At 42.9% G+C, this 18,298-nt stretch carries 15 protein-coding genes; 10 read left to right on the forward strand and 5 right to left on the reverse strand.

From position 1 onward, the window contains the following. The first annotated feature begins 2 nt into the window (after positions 1-2). From AC1DV1_RS25440 to AC1DV1_RS25470, 7 genes are all read left to right on the forward strand, one after another. Entirely contained in the window at positions 3-440 is a 438-nt protein-coding gene (locus AC1DV1_RS25440) for a DUF5990 family protein (RefSeq protein WP_477365482.1), read from the forward strand. Between the two features lie 141 nt (positions 441-581). Beyond that, positions 582-1,082 carry a DinB family protein gene (locus AC1DV1_RS25445; protein WP_477365485.1) on the forward strand — a complete coding sequence of 167 codons (501 nt, stop codon included), beginning with the start codon at positions 582-584 and terminating at the stop codon, positions 1,080-1,082. Positions 1,083-1,280: 198 nt separating this feature from the next. Then, positions 1,281-1,886, forward strand: coding sequence for a TetR/AcrR family transcriptional regulator (locus AC1DV1_RS25450; protein WP_477365488.1), 606 nt, complete (start codon positions 1,281-1,283; stop codon positions 1,884-1,886). 427 nt (positions 1,887-2,313) lie between these two features. Further along, positions 2,314-3,444, forward strand: a complete 1,131-nt coding sequence (locus tag AC1DV1_RS25455) for an efflux RND transporter periplasmic adaptor subunit (protein WP_477365491.1) — start codon at positions 2,314-2,316, stop codon at positions 3,442-3,444. Between the two features lie 165 nt (positions 3,445-3,609). Further along, positions 3,610-6,825 carry an efflux RND transporter permease subunit gene (locus AC1DV1_RS25460; protein WP_477365494.1) on the forward strand — a complete coding sequence of 1,072 codons (3,216 nt, stop codon included), beginning with the start codon at positions 3,610-3,612 and terminating at the stop codon, positions 6,823-6,825. Between the two features lie 122 nt (positions 6,826-6,947). Continuing rightward, positions 6,948-8,372 carry an efflux transporter outer membrane subunit gene (locus tag AC1DV1_RS25465; RefSeq protein ID WP_477365497.1) on the forward strand — a complete coding sequence of 475 codons (1,425 nt, stop codon included), beginning with the start codon at positions 6,948-6,950 and terminating at the stop codon, positions 8,370-8,372. Between the two features lie 257 nt (positions 8,373-8,629). Next, positions 8,630-10,399, forward strand: a complete 1,770-nt coding sequence (locus AC1DV1_RS25470) for a beta-N-acetylhexosaminidase (protein WP_477365500.1) — start codon at positions 8,630-8,632, stop codon at positions 10,397-10,399. Between the two features lie 79 nt (positions 10,400-10,478). Here the strand turns inward: AC1DV1_RS25470 and AC1DV1_RS25475 are convergent, their stop codons facing one another. After that, positions 10,479-10,820 (reverse strand): hypothetical protein, encoded by a 342-nt coding sequence (locus AC1DV1_RS25475; protein WP_090647651.1) that lies wholly within the window; start codon positions 10,818-10,820, stop codon positions 10,479-10,481. 576 nt (positions 10,821-11,396) lie between these two features. On the opposite strand from AC1DV1_RS25475, the gene AC1DV1_RS25480 reads away from it, so the two are divergent. The 3 genes from AC1DV1_RS25480 to AC1DV1_RS25490 all read left to right on the forward strand — a co-directional run bounded on the left by AC1DV1_RS25480 (position 11,397) and on the right by AC1DV1_RS25490 (position 12,853). Continuing rightward, on the forward strand, positions 11,397-11,573 hold the full coding sequence (locus AC1DV1_RS25480; protein WP_477365503.1) for a hypothetical protein: 177 nt from the start codon (positions 11,397-11,399) through the stop codon (positions 11,571-11,573). A gap of 43 nt (positions 11,574-11,616) precedes the next feature. Beyond that, on the forward strand, positions 11,617-12,189 hold the full coding sequence (locus tag AC1DV1_RS25485) for a Crp/Fnr family transcriptional regulator (protein WP_477365505.1): 573 nt from the start codon (positions 11,617-11,619) through the stop codon (positions 12,187-12,189). Positions 12,190-12,274: 85 nt separating this feature from the next. After that, on the forward strand, positions 12,275-12,853 hold the full coding sequence (locus AC1DV1_RS25490) for an N-acetyltransferase family protein (RefSeq protein ID WP_477365508.1): 579 nt from the start codon (positions 12,275-12,277) through the stop codon (positions 12,851-12,853). Between the two features lie 152 nt (positions 12,854-13,005). On the opposite strand, the gene AC1DV1_RS25495 is transcribed toward AC1DV1_RS25490, so the two are convergent. Genes AC1DV1_RS25495 through AC1DV1_RS25510 form a run of 4 tightly spaced genes read right to left on the reverse strand, consistent with a single transcriptional unit; the run spans position 13,006 to position 18,070 of the window. Further along, a complete protein-coding gene (locus tag AC1DV1_RS25495) occupies positions 13,006-13,716 on the reverse strand; it encodes a phosphoadenylyl-sulfate reductase (RefSeq protein WP_477365511.1) in 711 nt (236 codons plus the stop codon). Between the two features lies 1 nt (position 13,717). Beyond that, complete coding sequence (locus tag AC1DV1_RS25500; protein ID WP_477365514.1) at positions 13,718-15,226, reverse strand: TSUP family transporter; 1,509 nt, start codon at positions 15,224-15,226, stop codon at positions 13,718-13,720. Continuing rightward, positions 15,204-15,980, reverse strand: coding sequence for a uroporphyrinogen-III C-methyltransferase (gene cobA, locus AC1DV1_RS25505; RefSeq protein WP_477365517.1), 777 nt, complete (start codon positions 15,978-15,980; stop codon positions 15,204-15,206). Before cobA ends, AC1DV1_RS25500 begins: the two co-directional genes overlap by 23 nt. Continuing rightward, positions 15,980-18,070: a nitrite reductase gene (locus tag AC1DV1_RS25510; protein ID WP_477365520.1), complete on the reverse strand. Its 2,091-nt coding sequence runs from the start codon at positions 18,068-18,070 to the stop codon at positions 15,980-15,982. Before AC1DV1_RS25510 ends, cobA begins: the two co-directional genes overlap by 1 nt. Positions 18,071-18,298 lie beyond the last annotated feature (228 nt).

Here is an 18,298-nt window from a genome sequence, read left to right on the forward strand (position 1 = left end):
CCATGGAACTATCTCTTCATATCATCCTCGAAAAACCCACTCCGGGGGTAGCCTTTGGCCTGCAAAAGGGATCGGGTAATAAATATGAAACTGTACAAATCCAGCAAACCGACTCGGGCGACCTGGATTTTTATTTAACGGTAACCACAAAAGGTGATAGGCTCAAAGATGCTTCGCCAAAGTTCGGCGGGCCATTTATACAGGGTCCCTATATGGGTAACTTTATTTACCTCGATATCGGCACGCTGGCCGGGCAGGTTAGCCCCTGGAACAGGAGGCTCAAAATTCCGATGGCCGGAATAACCTGGGAGATCATCGATCAGCTAAATGCGGATGCGGCTTTAATGCTTAAAACAAATGTAGCCGGAACCGCCAAAGACGGCAGCCCCAATTGTGCTACCGTAAAGCCATTTAATGGCTGGCAGGTAGTTTCAAAATAACCAATTGTTAAGTCAACAGCACTAAGTCGGAAGTCATAAGGCTATCTCATTTCTGCGTATACAACTTGTGACATTGGGCTGAAGAATAAGCGTCAATTTATCGATGACACAACATTATATTTATCAAAATTAAATCCCATCATGGAAATTCAACAGGAAACAACAACCGCTTTATTCATTAAAATAGCCATATCAAACTGGGAGTTGCAAAACACCCGCCTTAACGCGTTGCTGGATAAACTGACCGACGAGCAAATTGCCGGCTTTACCGCGCCCGATCGTAACAGCGGCACCTATCTTTTAGGGCATTTAACCGCTGTAAGCGACGGCCTTTTTACGTATTTAGGACTTGGCGAGCGGCTTTATCCGCATCTGGATGAGGTATTCCTGAAAAACTCCGATACCTCAGGGCTGGAAAAACCGCCGATAGCCGATATCAAAGCTGCCTGGCACAACGTAAACACTACCCTTAAACAAAAATTTGACGCCATGCAGCCCGAAGATTGGTTTACCAAACACAGCGCCATACCTGCCGAAGATTTTGCAAAAGAACCACATCGCAACAAACTGAATATCCTCATCAACAGAACAGTTCACCAGGGCTACCACATGGGGCAACTGGCCTATTTAATGAAAAAGTAGATAGCCCCTCCAAACCTCCCCTGAAGGGGAGGCTTTAAGAAAAAACCTCTACGCAAATCAAAAAGTTCCCCCTTCAGGGGGTTAGGGGGCTCCTCCTGACAATTCCATGATCTCAATTTGACAAACAGATGGTACTATGCCTGAATAAACAGCTGTATATTTGCTTAACGCTGTTAAATAATTTAAGGCGTAAATAAAATGGCCAGTAAAGAACGTATTCAACGCTTAAAAGACGAAACCAGGATCAATATCCTGGATGCCGCGCTCCAGATTGTTAAAGAGGAGGGATGGCAGGCTTTAAGTATGCGTAAAATTGCCGATGTAATTGAATACACCGCTCCTATCATATATGAATATTACGCTAATAAAGAAGCTATTTTGCTGGAACTTGCCCGCAAAGGCTACCTGTTATTAGCCAAAGACCTGAGGGCAGCTCACGAACAACATGCACTGCCAGAAAAACAACTGGAGGCTATGTGGCTTGCCTATTGGAATTTTGCCTTTGCCAACAAAGAGCTTTACCAGATTATGTTTGGCGTTACAACCAATTGTTGTTGCGAAGAAATAAACAAACTGGAAGAATCTGTGATGCCCTGGGATCTGTTCACCGATGTGATAGGCAAAGTGATGCATATAGACAATCCGGAGTCGGATATTATCTGTACTAAGTATTACACCTTCTGGTCGGTAGTTCATGGCTTGGTATCTATCAACTTATTAAGCCGTGGTTCATCAGATGATATCAATCGGCAGGTACTAATGGATGCCATCACCGGTATCATCAGGTCGATAAAACCTGAGTAATTTTTGCTCAAAAAGTAACAGTGTTAAATCATTTAACACTGTTAAACTAAAATTAAGTCAATATAAAACAATTAACAACATCACCATGGATATCAACTTTTACATAGCGTTAGTTAACAGTGTTAGATTATCTAACAATCAGATTAATGCTGGTTTAACAACTAAACGTTAGCGCGGTTAACAAGTACGCTCATAATAAGTTAGCCTCACCTAATCCTCTCCAAAGGAGAGGACTTTAAAAAACATGCAAATCAAGAACCCTCTCCTTTSGAGAGGGCAGGGCAGGGCTAAAATTTCAAGGTTATCATTTCAATAAAAATAGCACATATATAGTATTTCAATAATGAAAACAATTAACTCCACATATATCTACCCGCCGCAAGGCATCAAATCACTACACTATCTATCACCTTTAAAATTAAGTATTATGAAAATTATCCCATTAGCGCTTTTAGCACTTACATTATATGGCTGTTCGCCCAAGCCGCAAACACAGCAGGCGCCACCACCGCCGGCATTACCCGTTGCCGCAATAACATCGGGCACACAAACTACTTACCAGGAATATCCGGCATCAATAGAAGGTACTGTTAACGTAGAAGTTCGCCCGCAGGTAAGTGGTGCTTTAGACAAAGTATTTGTTGACGAAGGTGCTTTTGTAAGTGCCGGCCAGCCTATATTTAAAATAAATGAGCAGCCTTACCGCGCCGCCTTAAACAATGCCTTGGCAAGCTTACACGCGACCGAAGCTGCTGCAGGTAATGCGCAACTTGAAGTTGACAAGCTTACACCGCTGGTTGAAAACAAGGTAGTATCTGATTACCAGTTAAAAACCGCAAAAGCCAGCCTGCAGGTTGCTAAAGCTAATATCGAATCGGCTAAGGCAAATGTATCAACCGCACAGATCAATTTGGGCTATACTTTAATAAAAGCACCAGTTAGCGGCTACATCGGTCGTTTGCTGAAAAAACAGGGAAGCCTGGTTACTCCGCAGGATGTGGACGCTTTAACCCAGTTATCTGATGTGCATGATGTACATGTTTACTTCTCTTTGGGCGAAAAAGATTTTGTAGCCTTTAAAGAACAATACCCTGGCACAACGTTAAAAGAAAAACTGCAGCACTTGCCTACGGTGTCATTACTATTAGCCGATGGCAGCCAATATGCCAAACAAGGTAAAATAGATGTAATAGACGGCCAGTTTGATAAAAACACTGGCGCTATTACTATTAGGGCGAATTTTGCCAATCCCGATGGTTTGTTACGTGCCGGTAATACAGGTAAAGTACGTTTAAGCTTACAACATACAGATGCATTGATAGTGCCGGAGTCGGCCACTGTCGAAATGCAGGATAAAGTGTTTGTTTTCGCCCTTGCCGATAGCAATAAAGTGAAAAAAGTACCTATCAACATAGTAGGCAAAAGCGGCGAAAATTACCTTGTTAAAGATGGCCTTAAAGCCGGCGACCAGATTGTACTAAGCGGCATGGACCACTTAGCCGAAGGTATGGTAATAACACCTCAAAAGGCTACTGATAAGGTTGCTGCTTTAAAATAAGAATCAAGAGTTAAGAATCAAGAGTCAGGATTTAGGTTAAAGGTAAAAGGCCAAAGGTAAAAGGTTTAATTGGTTGTTATTGATATTATTCAATTACGAATGATATGCAGCACTGGTATAAATCCGAAATCGAACTTCCGAAATCCGAAATAAAAAATCAAAATCATGTTACAGAAATTTATAGAAAGACCAGTACTTTCAACCGTTATCTCCATATTATTGGTGATAGTAGGTGTACTTGGTTTAACAAAACTGCCCTTAGAGCGGTTCCCGAATATTGCCCCTCCGGCGGTATTGGTATCGGCTGTTTACCCTGGCGCCAATGCCGAGACTATTTTACGTTCTGTTACGCCTTCGTTAGAAGAAGCGATTAACGGTGTGGAAAATATGACCTATATGACATCTACCGCCAGTAACGACGGTACATTAGGTATTACCGTTTACTTTAAACAAGGTACCAACCCCGATCAGGCAGCTGTAAACGTTCAAAACCGTGTTTCGCAGGCCACAAGCCAGTTACCGGCCGAGGTTGTTCAATATGGTATAACCACAACCAAACAGCAAAATAGCTTCATTGGTGCTATGGCCATCTACTCAGAAGATCCTAAAAAATACGATCAAACCTTTGTGGCCAACTATGCACAGATTAACATTGTGCCCGAAATTAAACGTATTCCGGGTGTAGGATCGGCCAGTATATTTGGTGGTATTAAAGATTACTCTATGCGTGTTTGGYTTAACCCAGGCCAAATGGCAGCTTACAAAGTTACGCCTGCCGAAGTTATGGCAGCTATCCAGGACAAAAACCTTGAAGCCGCCCCGGGCAGATTTGGCGAGCGCAGCAACGAGGCATTTGAATATGTAATTAAATATAAAGGTAAACTTACCAAACCAGAAGAGTACCAGAACATAGCTATCCGCGCAAATGCAGATGGTTCTGTACTGCATTTAAAAGATGTTGCCCGAGTTGAGCTGGGTGCTTACTCTTACAACAGCGTAAGTAACCTGAACGGTCACGATGGTATTATCGTAGGTATTATACAACTGTCGGGCTCAAATGCCAATGAAATTCAAATAGGTATTGATAAGCTGATGGAAAAACTGTCAAAGGATTTCCCGGCTGGTATCAAATACAACCAGTTCTATCGTACCAAAACCGATCTTGATGAATCAATAAACCAGGTTGAACATACCTTGGTTGAGGCTTTTATATTGGTATTTATCGTAGTATTTATATTCCTTCAGGATTTCAGGTCGACATTGATCCCGGCTATAGCTGTTCCGGTAGCTATTATCGGTACATTCTTCTTCATGAATTTGTTTGGCTTCTCGGTTAACCTTTTAACCCTGTTTGCCCTGGTGCTGGCCATAGGTATTGTGGTGGATGATGCCATTGTGGTGGTGGAGGCCGTACATGCCAAAATGGAGCACGACCCAAGCCTAACCCCTAAGGCGGCAACTACCGAGGCTATGCACGAAATTACAGGCGCTATTATATCTATTACGCTGGTTATGGCTGCGGTGTTTTTACCGGTTAGCTTCATGGTAGGCTCAACAGGTATATTTTACCGCCAGTTTGCGTTAACTATGGCTATAGCTATTATTATATCGGCTGTTAACGCATTAACCTTAAGCCCGGCCCTGGCAGCACTGTTCTTGAAGAACAAGCATAGCGCAGATGGCCATGCCGCACCTAAAAAAGGTTTTGTAGATAAATTTTATGCAGGCTTCAATGGTGGTTTTAATTATATGACCAACAGGTACGTAGGTGGCTTAAAATTCCTAATCAATAAAAAGTGGCTAAGCATAGGCGGGTTAGTGTTGGTAATTGCAGCAACAGTTTACCTGGTAAACAGAACAAAAACGGGCTTTATCCCAACTGAAGACCAAGGCTTTGTGGCCATCGCTGTTAGCACGCCATCCGGTACATCATTAAGCGGTACCAATAAAATCTTTAAACAAGCCGAAGATCAGCTGAAAACTTTACCATCGGCAAGGTTTGTTACCGCGTTGTCTGGTTTTAACTTTTTAACCCAATCCAGCAGTCCATCTGCCGGTGTAATCTTCCTCTTATTAAAGCCAAATGAAGACCGGGGAGCAGTTAAAAATATTGACGAGATACAGAATATTGTTAGAGGAAGATTAGGCGGCATACCTGGCGGCACTTTCTTCGTGTTCAGTTTTCCAACGGTGCCAGGCTTTAGCAACGTAGAGGCCATGGATGTGGTACTTCAGGATAAAACCAACGGTAAGCTGGATAAATTTAGTGGTGTTGCCAATAACTTTATAGGAAAGTTGATGCAGAAACCAGCAATAGCTTATGCCTTTACATCTTACAAAGCAGATTATCCTCAGTTACAATTAGAAATTGATGACGAAAAGGCTGGTCAGCTGGGCGTAAATGTTAAAGACATTTTGCAAACAATGCAGGCTTATTTTGGTACGGCACAGGCGTCAGATTTTAACCGCTTTGGTAAATACTACCGGGTGGTAGTACAGGCTGACACTGCGGACAGAACAGATCCTTCGGCAATAGACAGGGTATTTGTTAAAAATAAAGCCGGCGAAAGTGTGCCTATCAATACACTGGTTAAACTAACCCGTGTATATGGTTCAGAAACGGCTTCACGTTATAACCTGTTCAACTCTATCGAGATTAACGCTATCCCTAAACCGGGTTATAGCTCTGGTGATGCCATTAAAGCTATACAGGAAACAGCGCAGGAGCAATTGCCTACAGGTTTTGCCTATGAGTTTGCTGGCCAAACCCGTGAGGAGATTGCTTCGGGCGGTCAGTCGGCTATTATCTTCATGCTTTGTTTGGTGTTTGTATACTTCTTATTATCAGCGCAGTATGAAAGCTATATATTACCATTGGCAGTTATCCTTTCAATCCCTACAGGTATTTTAGGTGTGTTTGTGGTATTAGGTTTAACTGGTATCGAAAACAACATTTATGTACAGGTGGCATTAATCATGCTCATCGGCTTGCTGGCCAAAAATGCCATCCTTATTGTGGAGTTTGCGGTACAGCGTCGAAAAGCTGGGCATGGTTTAATTGAGTCGGCAATTGAAGCTGCAAGGCTAAGGATACGCCCGATCATCATGACGTCGCTGGCTTTTGTATTCGGTTTATTCCCGATGAGTATTGCAACAGGGCCATCAGCACAAGGTAACCACTCTATTAGTATAGGTGCAGCCGGCGGGATGGTTTCAGGTGTAATTTTAGGATTGTTCATCATCCCGGTATTGTTTGTCATATTCCAGGGATTGCAGGAGCGAATCAGCGGTGTACCATTGGCCGTGCTGAACGGTGACGGGCCAGGCCACAAAAAAGGGCATGCAATTGACCCTAAAAAATTGGAACTACAGAATAATTAAGAATAGAATCAAGAGTTAAGAATCAAGAGTCAAGATAGAAAAGGAAAAGTTACAGAATAATAGGATTGAAGATTGCCTTCCGTCTTGATTCTTGACTCTTGACTCTTTCAAAACAACAAAAAATGAAACGTTATATAACTCCATTAGCTTTTGTATTACTTACGGCCTTTTTAAGCGCTYGTAAAGTATCAAAAGATGTGGAAACACCCAAACCAGAGCTGCCGGTTGCTTTCAGGAGCGCCGCTGCCATAACCACCGCCGATACCAGCAGCATAGCCGATATACAGTGGAAAAACTTTTTTACAGATGCAACCCTGCAAAAACTGATTGATAGCGCCATAGCCAAAAACTATGATATGCAAATAGCGGTTAAAAATATCGACGCCGCGCAGTTGCTGTTTAAACAGGTTAAATGGAACTACGTGCCAGAAGTTGCGCTTAATGTTACGGCTAATACCAGTCGCCCAAGCGATAACAGCCTAACAGGGTTAAGCATCAGCCAATACAATATAGGCACCAAACATGTAGAAGATTATTCTGCTAACCTGGCCCTTTCATGGGAAGCCGATATCTGGGGCAAAATTCGTAACCAAAGTCGCCAGGCCCTTGCAGAATACCTGCAAACAGCCGAAGCAAAAAAGGCTATTCAAACCAACATCGTTGCAAACGTATCGCAAGGTTATTACAACCTGCTGATGCTTGATGCGCAATTGGATATAGCCAAAAAGAATGTTAAACTGAATGACAGTACCATCCGGATCATTCGTTTACAATATGACGCCGGCCAGGTAACTTTACTGGCCGTACAACAGGCAGAGGCGCAACAACAGGCAGCGGCCCAGCTTGTGCCACAGTTTGAAAGGAACGTAGCCGTACAGGAAAATGCCCTGAGTATTTTGGCAGGCCGCTTACCTGATGCTGTTGAGCGCAACGGCACATTAAATGATGTTAAATTCCCTGAAACGCTAACTGCCGGGGTACCATCGGCCATCATCAGCCGCAGGCCCGATATCAGAACACAGGAACTGGCTTTAACTATTGCTAACGCCAAAGTGGGTATTACCAAATCTGAAATGTACCCGGCTTTAAGAATCACTGCAAGCGGTGGCGTTAACTCCTTTAAGGCCAGCAATTGGTTTAACATCCCGGCTTCATTGTTTGGTATAGTAGCCGGTAGCATAGCAACACCTTTGCTTGATCATAAGCAATTAAGCACCACCTACAAAGTTGCACAAATAGATCGCGAAAAAACGGTACTACAGTTCAGGCAATCCGTATTAAATGCAGTTGGCGAGGTATCTGACGCCCTGGTTAAAATTGATAAGCTGAAACAGGAACAAGCTATTGCTGCAAACCGTGTAAAAACCCTGCAGCAAGCAACAACAAACGCCAGCATGCTGTTTAAAAACGGCCTGGCCAACTACCTTGAGGTAATAACAGCCCAGGGCAATGTATTGCAAGGCGAATTGGCGCTTGCTACTATTAAAAGAGATGAACTAAGTGCTACCGCCGAACTTTACCGTTCATTAGGTGGCGGATGGAAGTAATTATTTGGTGAGCAGTTGATTAAGTTGATTGGGATAATGAGTTCCGTCAGCTTACTACTAAACATTCGTAGGCCGGTCGTATTTTAATACGACCGGTTTTTTTGCTAGAGACCTAATCATAGGGCTCCCTCGTTTAGGTGTACGCCCGGCTTCGACCAGATTGAATGCACCTGTTTCGACATATTGCAAATAAATTACCGCGATTTAGCATAAAATCCCTATCATAGCGCAGCCCCAATAATTTGACTTATTTTTTAATGAAATTTAAATTCTTAATAGCGCTGCTCCTTTTATCCGGATATCTGAAAGCACAAAACTTAAACATCATCCCGCAGCCGCGGTTGGTTGTAAGCGGCTCAGGGCAAATCAGTATCAATAATCATTCAGCCATTGGTATCAGCGATACTTCATTAACCGCTTTGGCTATTTATTTTCAAAAAGAGTTATTTAAAGCGAAAGGTTTATCACCTGCGATAAACAACGGTAATTCAAAAAGCAACATAAAACTCATTTTAACAAATACAAACCAAGCTATTGGCGCGTACGCGCTAAAGATTACGCCCGAGCAGATAACGATATCGTCCTCAAATAAAGAAGGTGTTTTTTATGGCTTAATATCGCTTTTACAGCTTATTAAAGATAATCCTAAAGAGGGTGATAATCTTACCCTTGCATCAACTGATGCAACAGACGCCCGTGAGTATCAAAACGTTGTGCTTGCATCCACAGAAATAACCGACGCACCCCGTTACCAATGGCGTGGTTTAATGCTTGACGAATCGCGGCATTTCTTTGGCAAGCAGAAGGTTAAGCAGATTTTGGATTGGATGGCCTATTACAAGCTTAACAAATTTCACTGGCACCTTACCGATGTACAGGGCTGGCGTATTGAAATAAAAAAATATCCCAGGTTAACATCAGTTGGCGGGGTAGGTGACTATAGCGATACCTCGGCCGAGGCTATTCCTATGTTTTATAGCCAGAACGATATAAAAGAGGTAGTTAGTTACGCGGCTCAGCGTTTTATCACCGTAATTCCGGAGATTGACATGCCCGGCCATGCTACGGCTGCCAACAAAGCTTATCCAGAGTACTCGGGTGGGAGCGTAGCTGGCTACCCCAACTTCACATTTAACCCGGCTAAAGAGGAAACCTACCAGTATTTAGCCAATGTCATCAAGGAAACAACAGCCCTTTTTCCGTCGAAAATGATGCACCTGGGTGGCGATGAGGTTGTTTTGGGCATTAAAGCATGGTCTTTAGATACCGCCATTGCCCGGATGATGCAGAATAAAGGTTTTGCTGACGTTGGCACGCTGGAACGTTATTTTTTTAAACGGATGACCGATACCGTAACCAATATGGGCAGTAAAATACTGGCCTGGGACGAGGCAACCCAAACCGACCTCCCGGCTGGCAAAACCATCATTTTTTGGTGGCGGCAAAACCTGCCGGGCCAGCTAAGCCTTGCGTTGCAGAAAAACTACCAGGTAGTGTTATGCCCACGCTTGCCACTATATCTCGATTTTTTACAGGATGGCACCCATATTTCGGGCCGTAACTGGAAGGGCGTATTTAACCGGTATACAGATATTTATAACTTTCCCGACAGGCAATTGGCAGCCGATCAGCTTGTGTCAAACCAAATCATTGGCGTGCAGGCCAACATCTGGACAGAGAAAATAGCTTCAGAGAAGCGCCTGGATTTTATGCTCTTCCCACGGATTGCCGGCCTGGCCGAAGCTGGATGGACTGCACCGGAGTTGAAAAACGAGACTGCATTTACCGAACGGGTACAGGCAGGTTTAAAAAACTGGGATGCCGCCGATATTTATTATTTTAACCCATTCAATCCACAGGCCCACCCGGAGGCGATTGATTTTGCACCTGTGATCAGGAAAGTGCGCATTGCCGAAAAACATGGCCGACATCATAAAATATACCTAAAAGCAAACAAAAAGGGCAAGAAGGCATCGACAAAATCTCATAAGTCGACCAAAAACAAACCGCATAAAAAAAGGAAATAGCCTGTTGGTTACTCCCTTGATATTGTTTATTACCGATTCGCAGCAGCTTTGAGCTTTTCGCCTTTAGCTTACTCCGGCTCTACCTATAAGTTGAAAGGTGGGTAGTTTTGATGCTCAGCACAAACGACTTACCAACACTTATTTTAACATTTTTATCCAGCAACATTGCCTTAACAGCATCGTCACCTTTTATGGCTTCAAACAAATCGCGCGCTACGGCCGATCCGCTGATGTTATTAGTAACCTTGCCGTTTTCCATATTGATATTGAACGTGTAACCTGATTTTCCACGATCTCCCGCAGATTCAAAATCGGTAATGTTCAGTTTGAATTGCTGATCTTCGGTCAGGCTTTTCTTCAAATGCAAACGGATAACCGGCATGTACCTTTTCCAGGTAGTTAAATACTTTCTTTCTTCCATGATATGCTTATCTATATAAAAATAAAGCCCCTGTAGGTATTCGTTTACAGGGGGCTTTTAAAATTTTTCAAGAACAGGAAAATAATAGATCCTGATCTTATTCTATGTATGTAATTTGTTGTTTTGAAACCAGGGTAATAAGGGACAGCTACTCCCGCGAATAATATTACCGCATAACAATTCAAAGCTACTTAAATTATAGTGCACACACGCAATTTATATTTTTATAGTAGACACACGTAATTGGTTGTTAATCAATTGCTACTACATCATTTTTGTATACAGCCAAAGTATATCATCAGTATAATCCGAATCTCCAGGAGCAGAAATATTCTTTTTTTGGTGCAGGCGGTTAACACTTTAGCTAAAAAAAAGTCATTTTTATTTGTAGTAGCTAAAAATTCGGAGAGCTTTCCTTTTAACTTTTACGGCGTTTACCTATATTAGGGCATGAGATGGTTTAACCGCCGGAATTAATCGCCCCGGTATTAAGCTATAAAAGGTCTCAACCAATCATTATGTTTAATAATCAAGCTATTGCGATCTTAACGGTCGCGGCTAAAAATCTATTTTATAATGATTGCTTTATTAACTGCTATTGCACTTCTTGTTGCGCTGATATTCGTTCTGCGTGGCCCCTCAACCCCGAACAATAAAACTATCACTAAGGCCCAACGGCCTGAAAGTTTTTCTAAATACCTTGTAAATAAGGATGGCTGGCTTGAAGTAGCCGACGAAGACCGAGCTAAATAATAATTTATTTTTGCCGATAGTTTAAAATGTTACAAATTTGAACATGCCCAATAAACTCATTTCGTTTTTGCAGCTATTCAGACATATTTCGCTCCAGGATCAGGAAGTTATAAGCAATGCATTTGAAGCCCGCACATTTGAAGAAGGTTATTACCTGTTTAAAGGCGGAAATGTTTGCCGCCAACGATTTTTCATTGTAGAGGGTGTGCTGCGAATTGTGATGCATAACGAAAAGGGAAACGAGGTTACCCACTATTTTTTAAAAGAAAACCAATTTTGCACCATATTAAACAGCTTTAATAACCAGGTGCCTGCGCAGGAAAGTATCCAGGCGGCATGCAAGGCATATGTGTTGGAAATAAGCCACGCCAAACTGATGGCCTTATATGAGCAGTTGCCCTATTTAAAAAGTTTGATTGATGATATAACACAGCAGGCGCTGCTTGATAAAATACAAATCAGGAATGCCTACCTTGGGCAGGATTCAACCACCCGCTACAGGCTTTTTATGATGCGGCAGGCCGATATAGCACTTCGTGTGCCATTAAGCGATGTGGCCTCTTATTTGGGCATCACGCCTCAATCGTTAAGCCGCATCAGGAAAAATATTCACTGACAATTGTTTTTATGACATGCGCCCAATAATTCAGTCTTATTTATGATTGCAAAAATTCGGTTAAAATAAAGACATTTGCCAAACTATGAACAAGGATATCTTAGCGGCAATAACTTTCCAGGCAGCTACCACCATCGAACATTTTGAACAAATTATAGCGCTTCAAAATCAAAACCTATACAAATCATTAACCGCTGAAGAGCAAGATCAGCAGGGCTTTGTTTTTGCTGAACATACCGTTGAATTATTGCGCCAAATGGCGTCGCAAATACCCCAGGTTATTGCGCTGCATCAAAATAAAGTAATTGGCTATAACCTGGCCATGACAGCTGCTATGGAAAAACAATTGCCCAGTCTTGAACCTATGTTCAGGGAATTTCATAAAAGCCAGTACCAGGGCAAAGTTTTAACTGCTTATAAATTTTTTGTAGGCGGACAGGTGTGTGTTGATAAAGATTTCAGAGGGCTGGGGCTGTTGAGGAAACTTTACAACGCAACGGCCAACCTGGTAGGTGATGATTACGAACTTTGTATTACCGAAATAGCAGTAAGAAACGTCAATTCGTTAAAAGTGCATCAAAAAATGGGTTTCGAAGTAGCCGGTACCCATCGCGATGAGTTTGATGATTGGTATGTAGTTGTTTGGGACATCAGAGGGGTTTAAAACGCCCTGATGGTATGATTGCTCATTCTCAATTGAGCGTATATCACAGTTTTTCTCTTTCCTCAGCCAAAGGTAAGGAAAGAGGGATAAAATTCAAGCAAGGGATTTTTTTTTTGAAATCCTGTCAACCCCGTAAAATCCCAAAACTGAGTTTACTTAGCAGCGACCTCATGCAACCCGCATTCTTTTTTTGATTGATCTTCCCACCACCAACGGCCGGCGCGGAAATCTTCGCCTTCAGCCACCGCACGGGTGCAAGGCATACAGCCTATGCTCGGGAAGCCTTTATCATGAAGTGAGTTGTATGGGATATTGTATTGTTTAATGTAGGTTTTAACCTCATCCAAAGTCCAATGAAAAATAGGGTGGTATTTTACCAGTTGGTTTTGTTCATCCCATTCTACATCATGCATCTCGTGGCGGTTGGCCGATTGATCGGCACGGATCCCGGTAATCCAAACCTTATTACCTTTTAAGGCGCGTTTGAGCGGTTCAATTTTACGGATGCCACAGCATTCTTTGCGGTTCTCTACCGATTCGTAAAAGCTGTTTGGCCCTTTGGTGCTCACCATTTGCTCCAAAAGCTCCTGGTTAGGGTAGTAGGCGTGAATAGGTTGTTTATACCTGTTCATCGTGCTTGCCCAAACTGAATAAGTTTCGCGGAAAAGCCTGCCTGTTTCTAATGTAAATACTTTGATCGGCAGCTTATTGGCGAAGATCATGTGGCTTATTACCTGGTCTTCCCAGCCAAAACTGGTGGAAAATACAATCTCGCCGGGATAAAGCTCAGCCAGCTTCGTAAGCGCTTCAACAGGGCCAAGACCCGGCGTAATGTTGTTTATATGTTCAAAAGCCCCGTTCATATCAGATAAACTTTGTAATAAAGGCAACAATTGATTTAATGCTTACCAAAATCACGATGATACCTACAGATACCATGATGGTTTTGGTTGAAATTTTATTAGAAATTTTTGCCGCGATGGGTGATGCCAAAGCGCTACCCAGTACTAAGCCGGCTACAGCTTGCCAATGATCGCTGCTTACCATGGCGATGAATGTGATTGACCCTGCTATCGCCACAAAAAAACGGGATAATTTTACGGTACCTAAGCAAAATATAGGGCTGCGGCCACCCGCTATTAACGTTGATAAAACGATTGAACCCCAGCCGCCACCGCCAACAGCATCAATAAAACCGCCGCCTAAGCCTAGCAATGATATGCGTTTTACTTTATCAGCCGATTTCTTTTTCTTGATATTGAATGCTTTTGAAAGTATTACAATGCCTAATATCAAAGTATAAACTGATACCACCGGCTTGGTATACATGCTGTAATGCTCAAGTGACGAGAGGATAGATGCTCCAATAACGGCACCTGCAATGCCCGGTAATACCAACAACCAAAATAATTTCCAGTTGATATTGCCCATACGGTAGTGCATCCATCCGGCAATACCACAACTCATGATTTCGGACAGGTGGACGCCCATACTTGCTGAAGCAGGAGGGATGCCCATAGAAAGAGAGAATGTAGTTGATGTAACACCATACGACATGCCAATGGCGCCATCTATCATCGCGAATATAAAGCCGGCGCCTAAAAAGTAGTAGAACTGCGGACTCACGCCTTCTACAAATGTTTTAAAAGCAGGCTCTTTGAAGTATAAAGCGGTTATAACAATGGCTAACGAGACAATAATGGTTGACCAGATAAGCCAGATAAAATTTTTGATCACGACCGATCTTGGCTTAACCAATACCGCTGTTACACTATTCAGTTGTTTAACTTTATCAGCGAAATCGCCGCTTAAAGTGTTCCGTAGCTCGCTCATTTGTTGCAGCGTGGTATCCAGTTCATCGGGCAGGCTTTCGTTTAAAACTTCTTTTAAACGTTTGGCTACCGTGGGCGATTTGCCGTTGGTTGATATGGCCAATTTCAGGTCGCCTTTTTTTACTATCGAACCTAAATAAAAATCGCAAAGTTCGGGTTTATCGGCTACGTTGATGAGCAGCTTACGGTCATGTGCCGATTGACGCACATACTTATTAAGTTCGCTATCATTAGTAGCTGCAATTACCACCTCGGCAGTATCCAGGTCGTTATCGGTAAATGATTTTTGAACAATGCTTAAACCTTCATGCCGTGCGGCAAGTTCATGAATCTCCGGCAAAAACGTTTTTGATATCACAGTTATCCTTGCAAGCTGGCTGTTGTTAAGGATGGCCGTTAGCTTCTCAAGCCCCACGTTGCCGCCGCCCACCAATACCGTATGCAGGTTATTTAGCTTCAAAAACACCGGGAACAATTGGTTGCCGCCGATATCTTCGTGCTCAATTTGTGTTAAACTATTATCCTTTGGCAACAACGTCATAAATTTCTTTAATCAACTGGTATTTAGGGTGCAATGAAACCACCTCGCCCAACACTATAATAGCCGGCGAACCGATACTATTTTCTTTTACTGCATCAACAATGGTTTCAACAGTAGCAACAACCACTTTTTCATCTGCGGTTGTGCCGCTTTGAATTACCGCTACGGGCAGCTTGCTTTTTCCTTCGATTTTGAATATTTCGGTAATGTCGGCCAATTTATTGATCCCCATAAGCACAACAACCGTTGCCCTGCTTTTGGCAGCATCATATAAATCGGGCGAAATTTTTCCGTTTGATATAGTACCGGTAATTACCCAAAAGCTTTCGCTTAAACCACGGTGCGTTACGGGAATATTTTGCAACTCCGCTACCGCTATTGAGCTGGAGATACCAGGGATAACCGAAGCGGGGATATCGCGCGAGGCAGCAAAATCTAATTCTTCAAACCCACGGCCAAATACAAATGGGTCGCCACCTTTCAATCTTACCACGTGGCCGTAATTGATAGCGTAATCAACCATTAACTGGTTCACAGCTTCCTGTGCGTAGGTATGATCGCCCGAACGTTTGCCTACATATACTTTTACAGCAGCTTCAGGTGCATAGCTCAACAATTCTTCGTTAACTAAAGCATCGTATAAAACAACATCGGCTGTTTTTAACGCTTTAATAGCCTTAACAGTGATCAGGTCGGCATCGCCGGGACCTGCACCTACCAAAGTGATTCGTGCTTGTTTAGTGTTATCCGTCATTATTGCACCAATGCCTCTCTTTGTGCTTTGCTTTTTCCTAAAAATTCTTCGGCTTGGGCTAAATATGCAGCAGCAAATTCGGCAGAAGGCTCGTTTTGATTGATCTGCAATACAAGGTCGTTAAATGATCCCTGCAAATCAAATTCACCGGTTACAACATATTGCGCATCAAACTCTTTGATAATGCCAGCCTGTGTACTGCTGTTGGTGCCTTTATCTAACAATAAAGCTTTTGCCGAACTGATGAACACGTTATATGAATGATAAATAGCGTCAGACCAGTCGCCCTGGGTAAACGAACCATTTGCCCAGCCCATTTTTTCTTCCGATTCAAACAGCAGGGTAGCAACCAAGTCAATTACCACACCGGCACATTCGCCCACACCAATGGCAGATACATAGGTTTCCTGGTGGCCCCAATCAACAAATTCGTCATCGGTAAGCGTAGTTAAATCGGCAAGCGGTTTCAGCATGCGGTAAAAATAATCTTTACCCTGGCGGTCATAATATTCAAGAAAGGTTTCTCCTTCTGGCGAAAACTCTTTGTAATCGTCAAGGATCTTTCTTAATACGTCGGTAGCACGTTTTGATGGTACTTTAACAATTCTTTCGGCCGCGCGGCCTACGCCATCACCAACAGTACCGCCACCAAGCATCACCTGCACCGATGGTAATACCTTTGTACCAGCTTTAAGTGAACTGCCATGGAACCCGATGTGCGCCAAACCATGCTGGCCACAGGAGTTCATACATCCACTTATTTTTATTTTAATCTCGCGGTTAAAAATAAAGTCCTCGTATTCATTAAAAATCAAATCTTCCAGCACACGCGCCATGGTCATACTGTTACTGATGCCCAGGTTACAGGTATCCGTACCAGGGCAGGTGGTTACATCGGCCACGGTATCAAAACCGGGTGCGGCAAGTTCAAGTTTAGCCAAACCTTCATATAAAGCAGGCAACGCTTCCTTACTAACAAATTTTAACAGTAAACCCTGGTTCTGTGTAATGCGAATTTCGTTGGCTACCAAGGGCTCTAAAACCTTTATCAACGCACGGGCAGTATCAGATGGGATATCACCAACGGGTACTTTAATGTATACCCCGTAAAAACCTTTTTGCTTTTGCTCAAAAACATTGGTAACCAGCCACTGCTCGTAGCGGAATGGGTTGCTGATTTCTACAGCAGGGTATTCAGCCGTTGCAGGAAGCGATGGCAAAGCAACGGAATCGCGGTTAACAGGATAGCTTTTTACCTTGATAGCAGTTCTTTCAATTTTGGCCAGGCGCAAAACTTCTTCCAATCCAATCTTCTGGATCAGGTACTTCATGCGGGCCTTATTGCGGTTGTTACGTTCGCCATAGCGGTCAAACACACGAATAATGGCTTCGATATAAGGAATCAGCTGATCTTCTGGTAAAAACTCTTCAACTATACTTGCCAATATAGGTTGTGCACCTAAGCCGCCACCTAAAAGTATCTTGAAGCCACGTTCGCCGTTGGCATTTATTTTAGGGATGGCGCCAATATCATGAATGTATGAGAACGCAGTGTCAGCATCGCTTGATGAAAACGAAATTTTAAATTTACGGCCCATTTCCTGGCAAACAGGGTTACGCAAAAAGTACTCGAAAGTAGCATGTGCATAAGGCGAAACGTCAAACGGCTCCAACGGATCAATGCCGGCAGTAGGTGAGGCGGTAACATTCCGTACGGTATTGCCGCAGGCTTCACGCAGGGTAATATCATCCTGCTCCAGTTTGGCCCAAAGTTCGGGCGTACGATCCAGGCTTACATAATGAATCTGTATATCCTGGCGTGTAGTCAGGTGCAAATTACGGCTTCCGTACTCGTCAGATATATCGGCAATTTTAAGCAGCTGCTTAAAGGTTACCTTACCAAATGGCAGTTTAATACGCACCATTTGTACACCTGGCTGGCGTTGGCCATATACACCACGGGCCAAACGAAGGCTCCTGAATTTTTCGTCGTGTATTTTACCTTCGCGAAAAGCCCTGATCTTTTTTTCCAGGTCAATAATATCCTGCTCAACTATCGGATTCTCCAGTTCTGTTCTGAAGCTTTGCATAAGCTATATTTTAATCAATTATAAAAAAGCCCCTTTGGCTTTGGCTAAAGAGGCGTATGTGGGTAATACAAATTATAGCCGTGTTCTGTCGCCGGTTAAACAGCAGTACATATGGATATAAATGTGTGTATTAATAAGACTCATTATGTTTTATATCACAAATATATACATAGTATAGGGAAATGGTAGAATTTAATTGAAAAAACTGTTATTTGACAGTTTTATGAT

This window comes from Mucilaginibacter sp. P4_D1 (assembly GCF_056401935.1).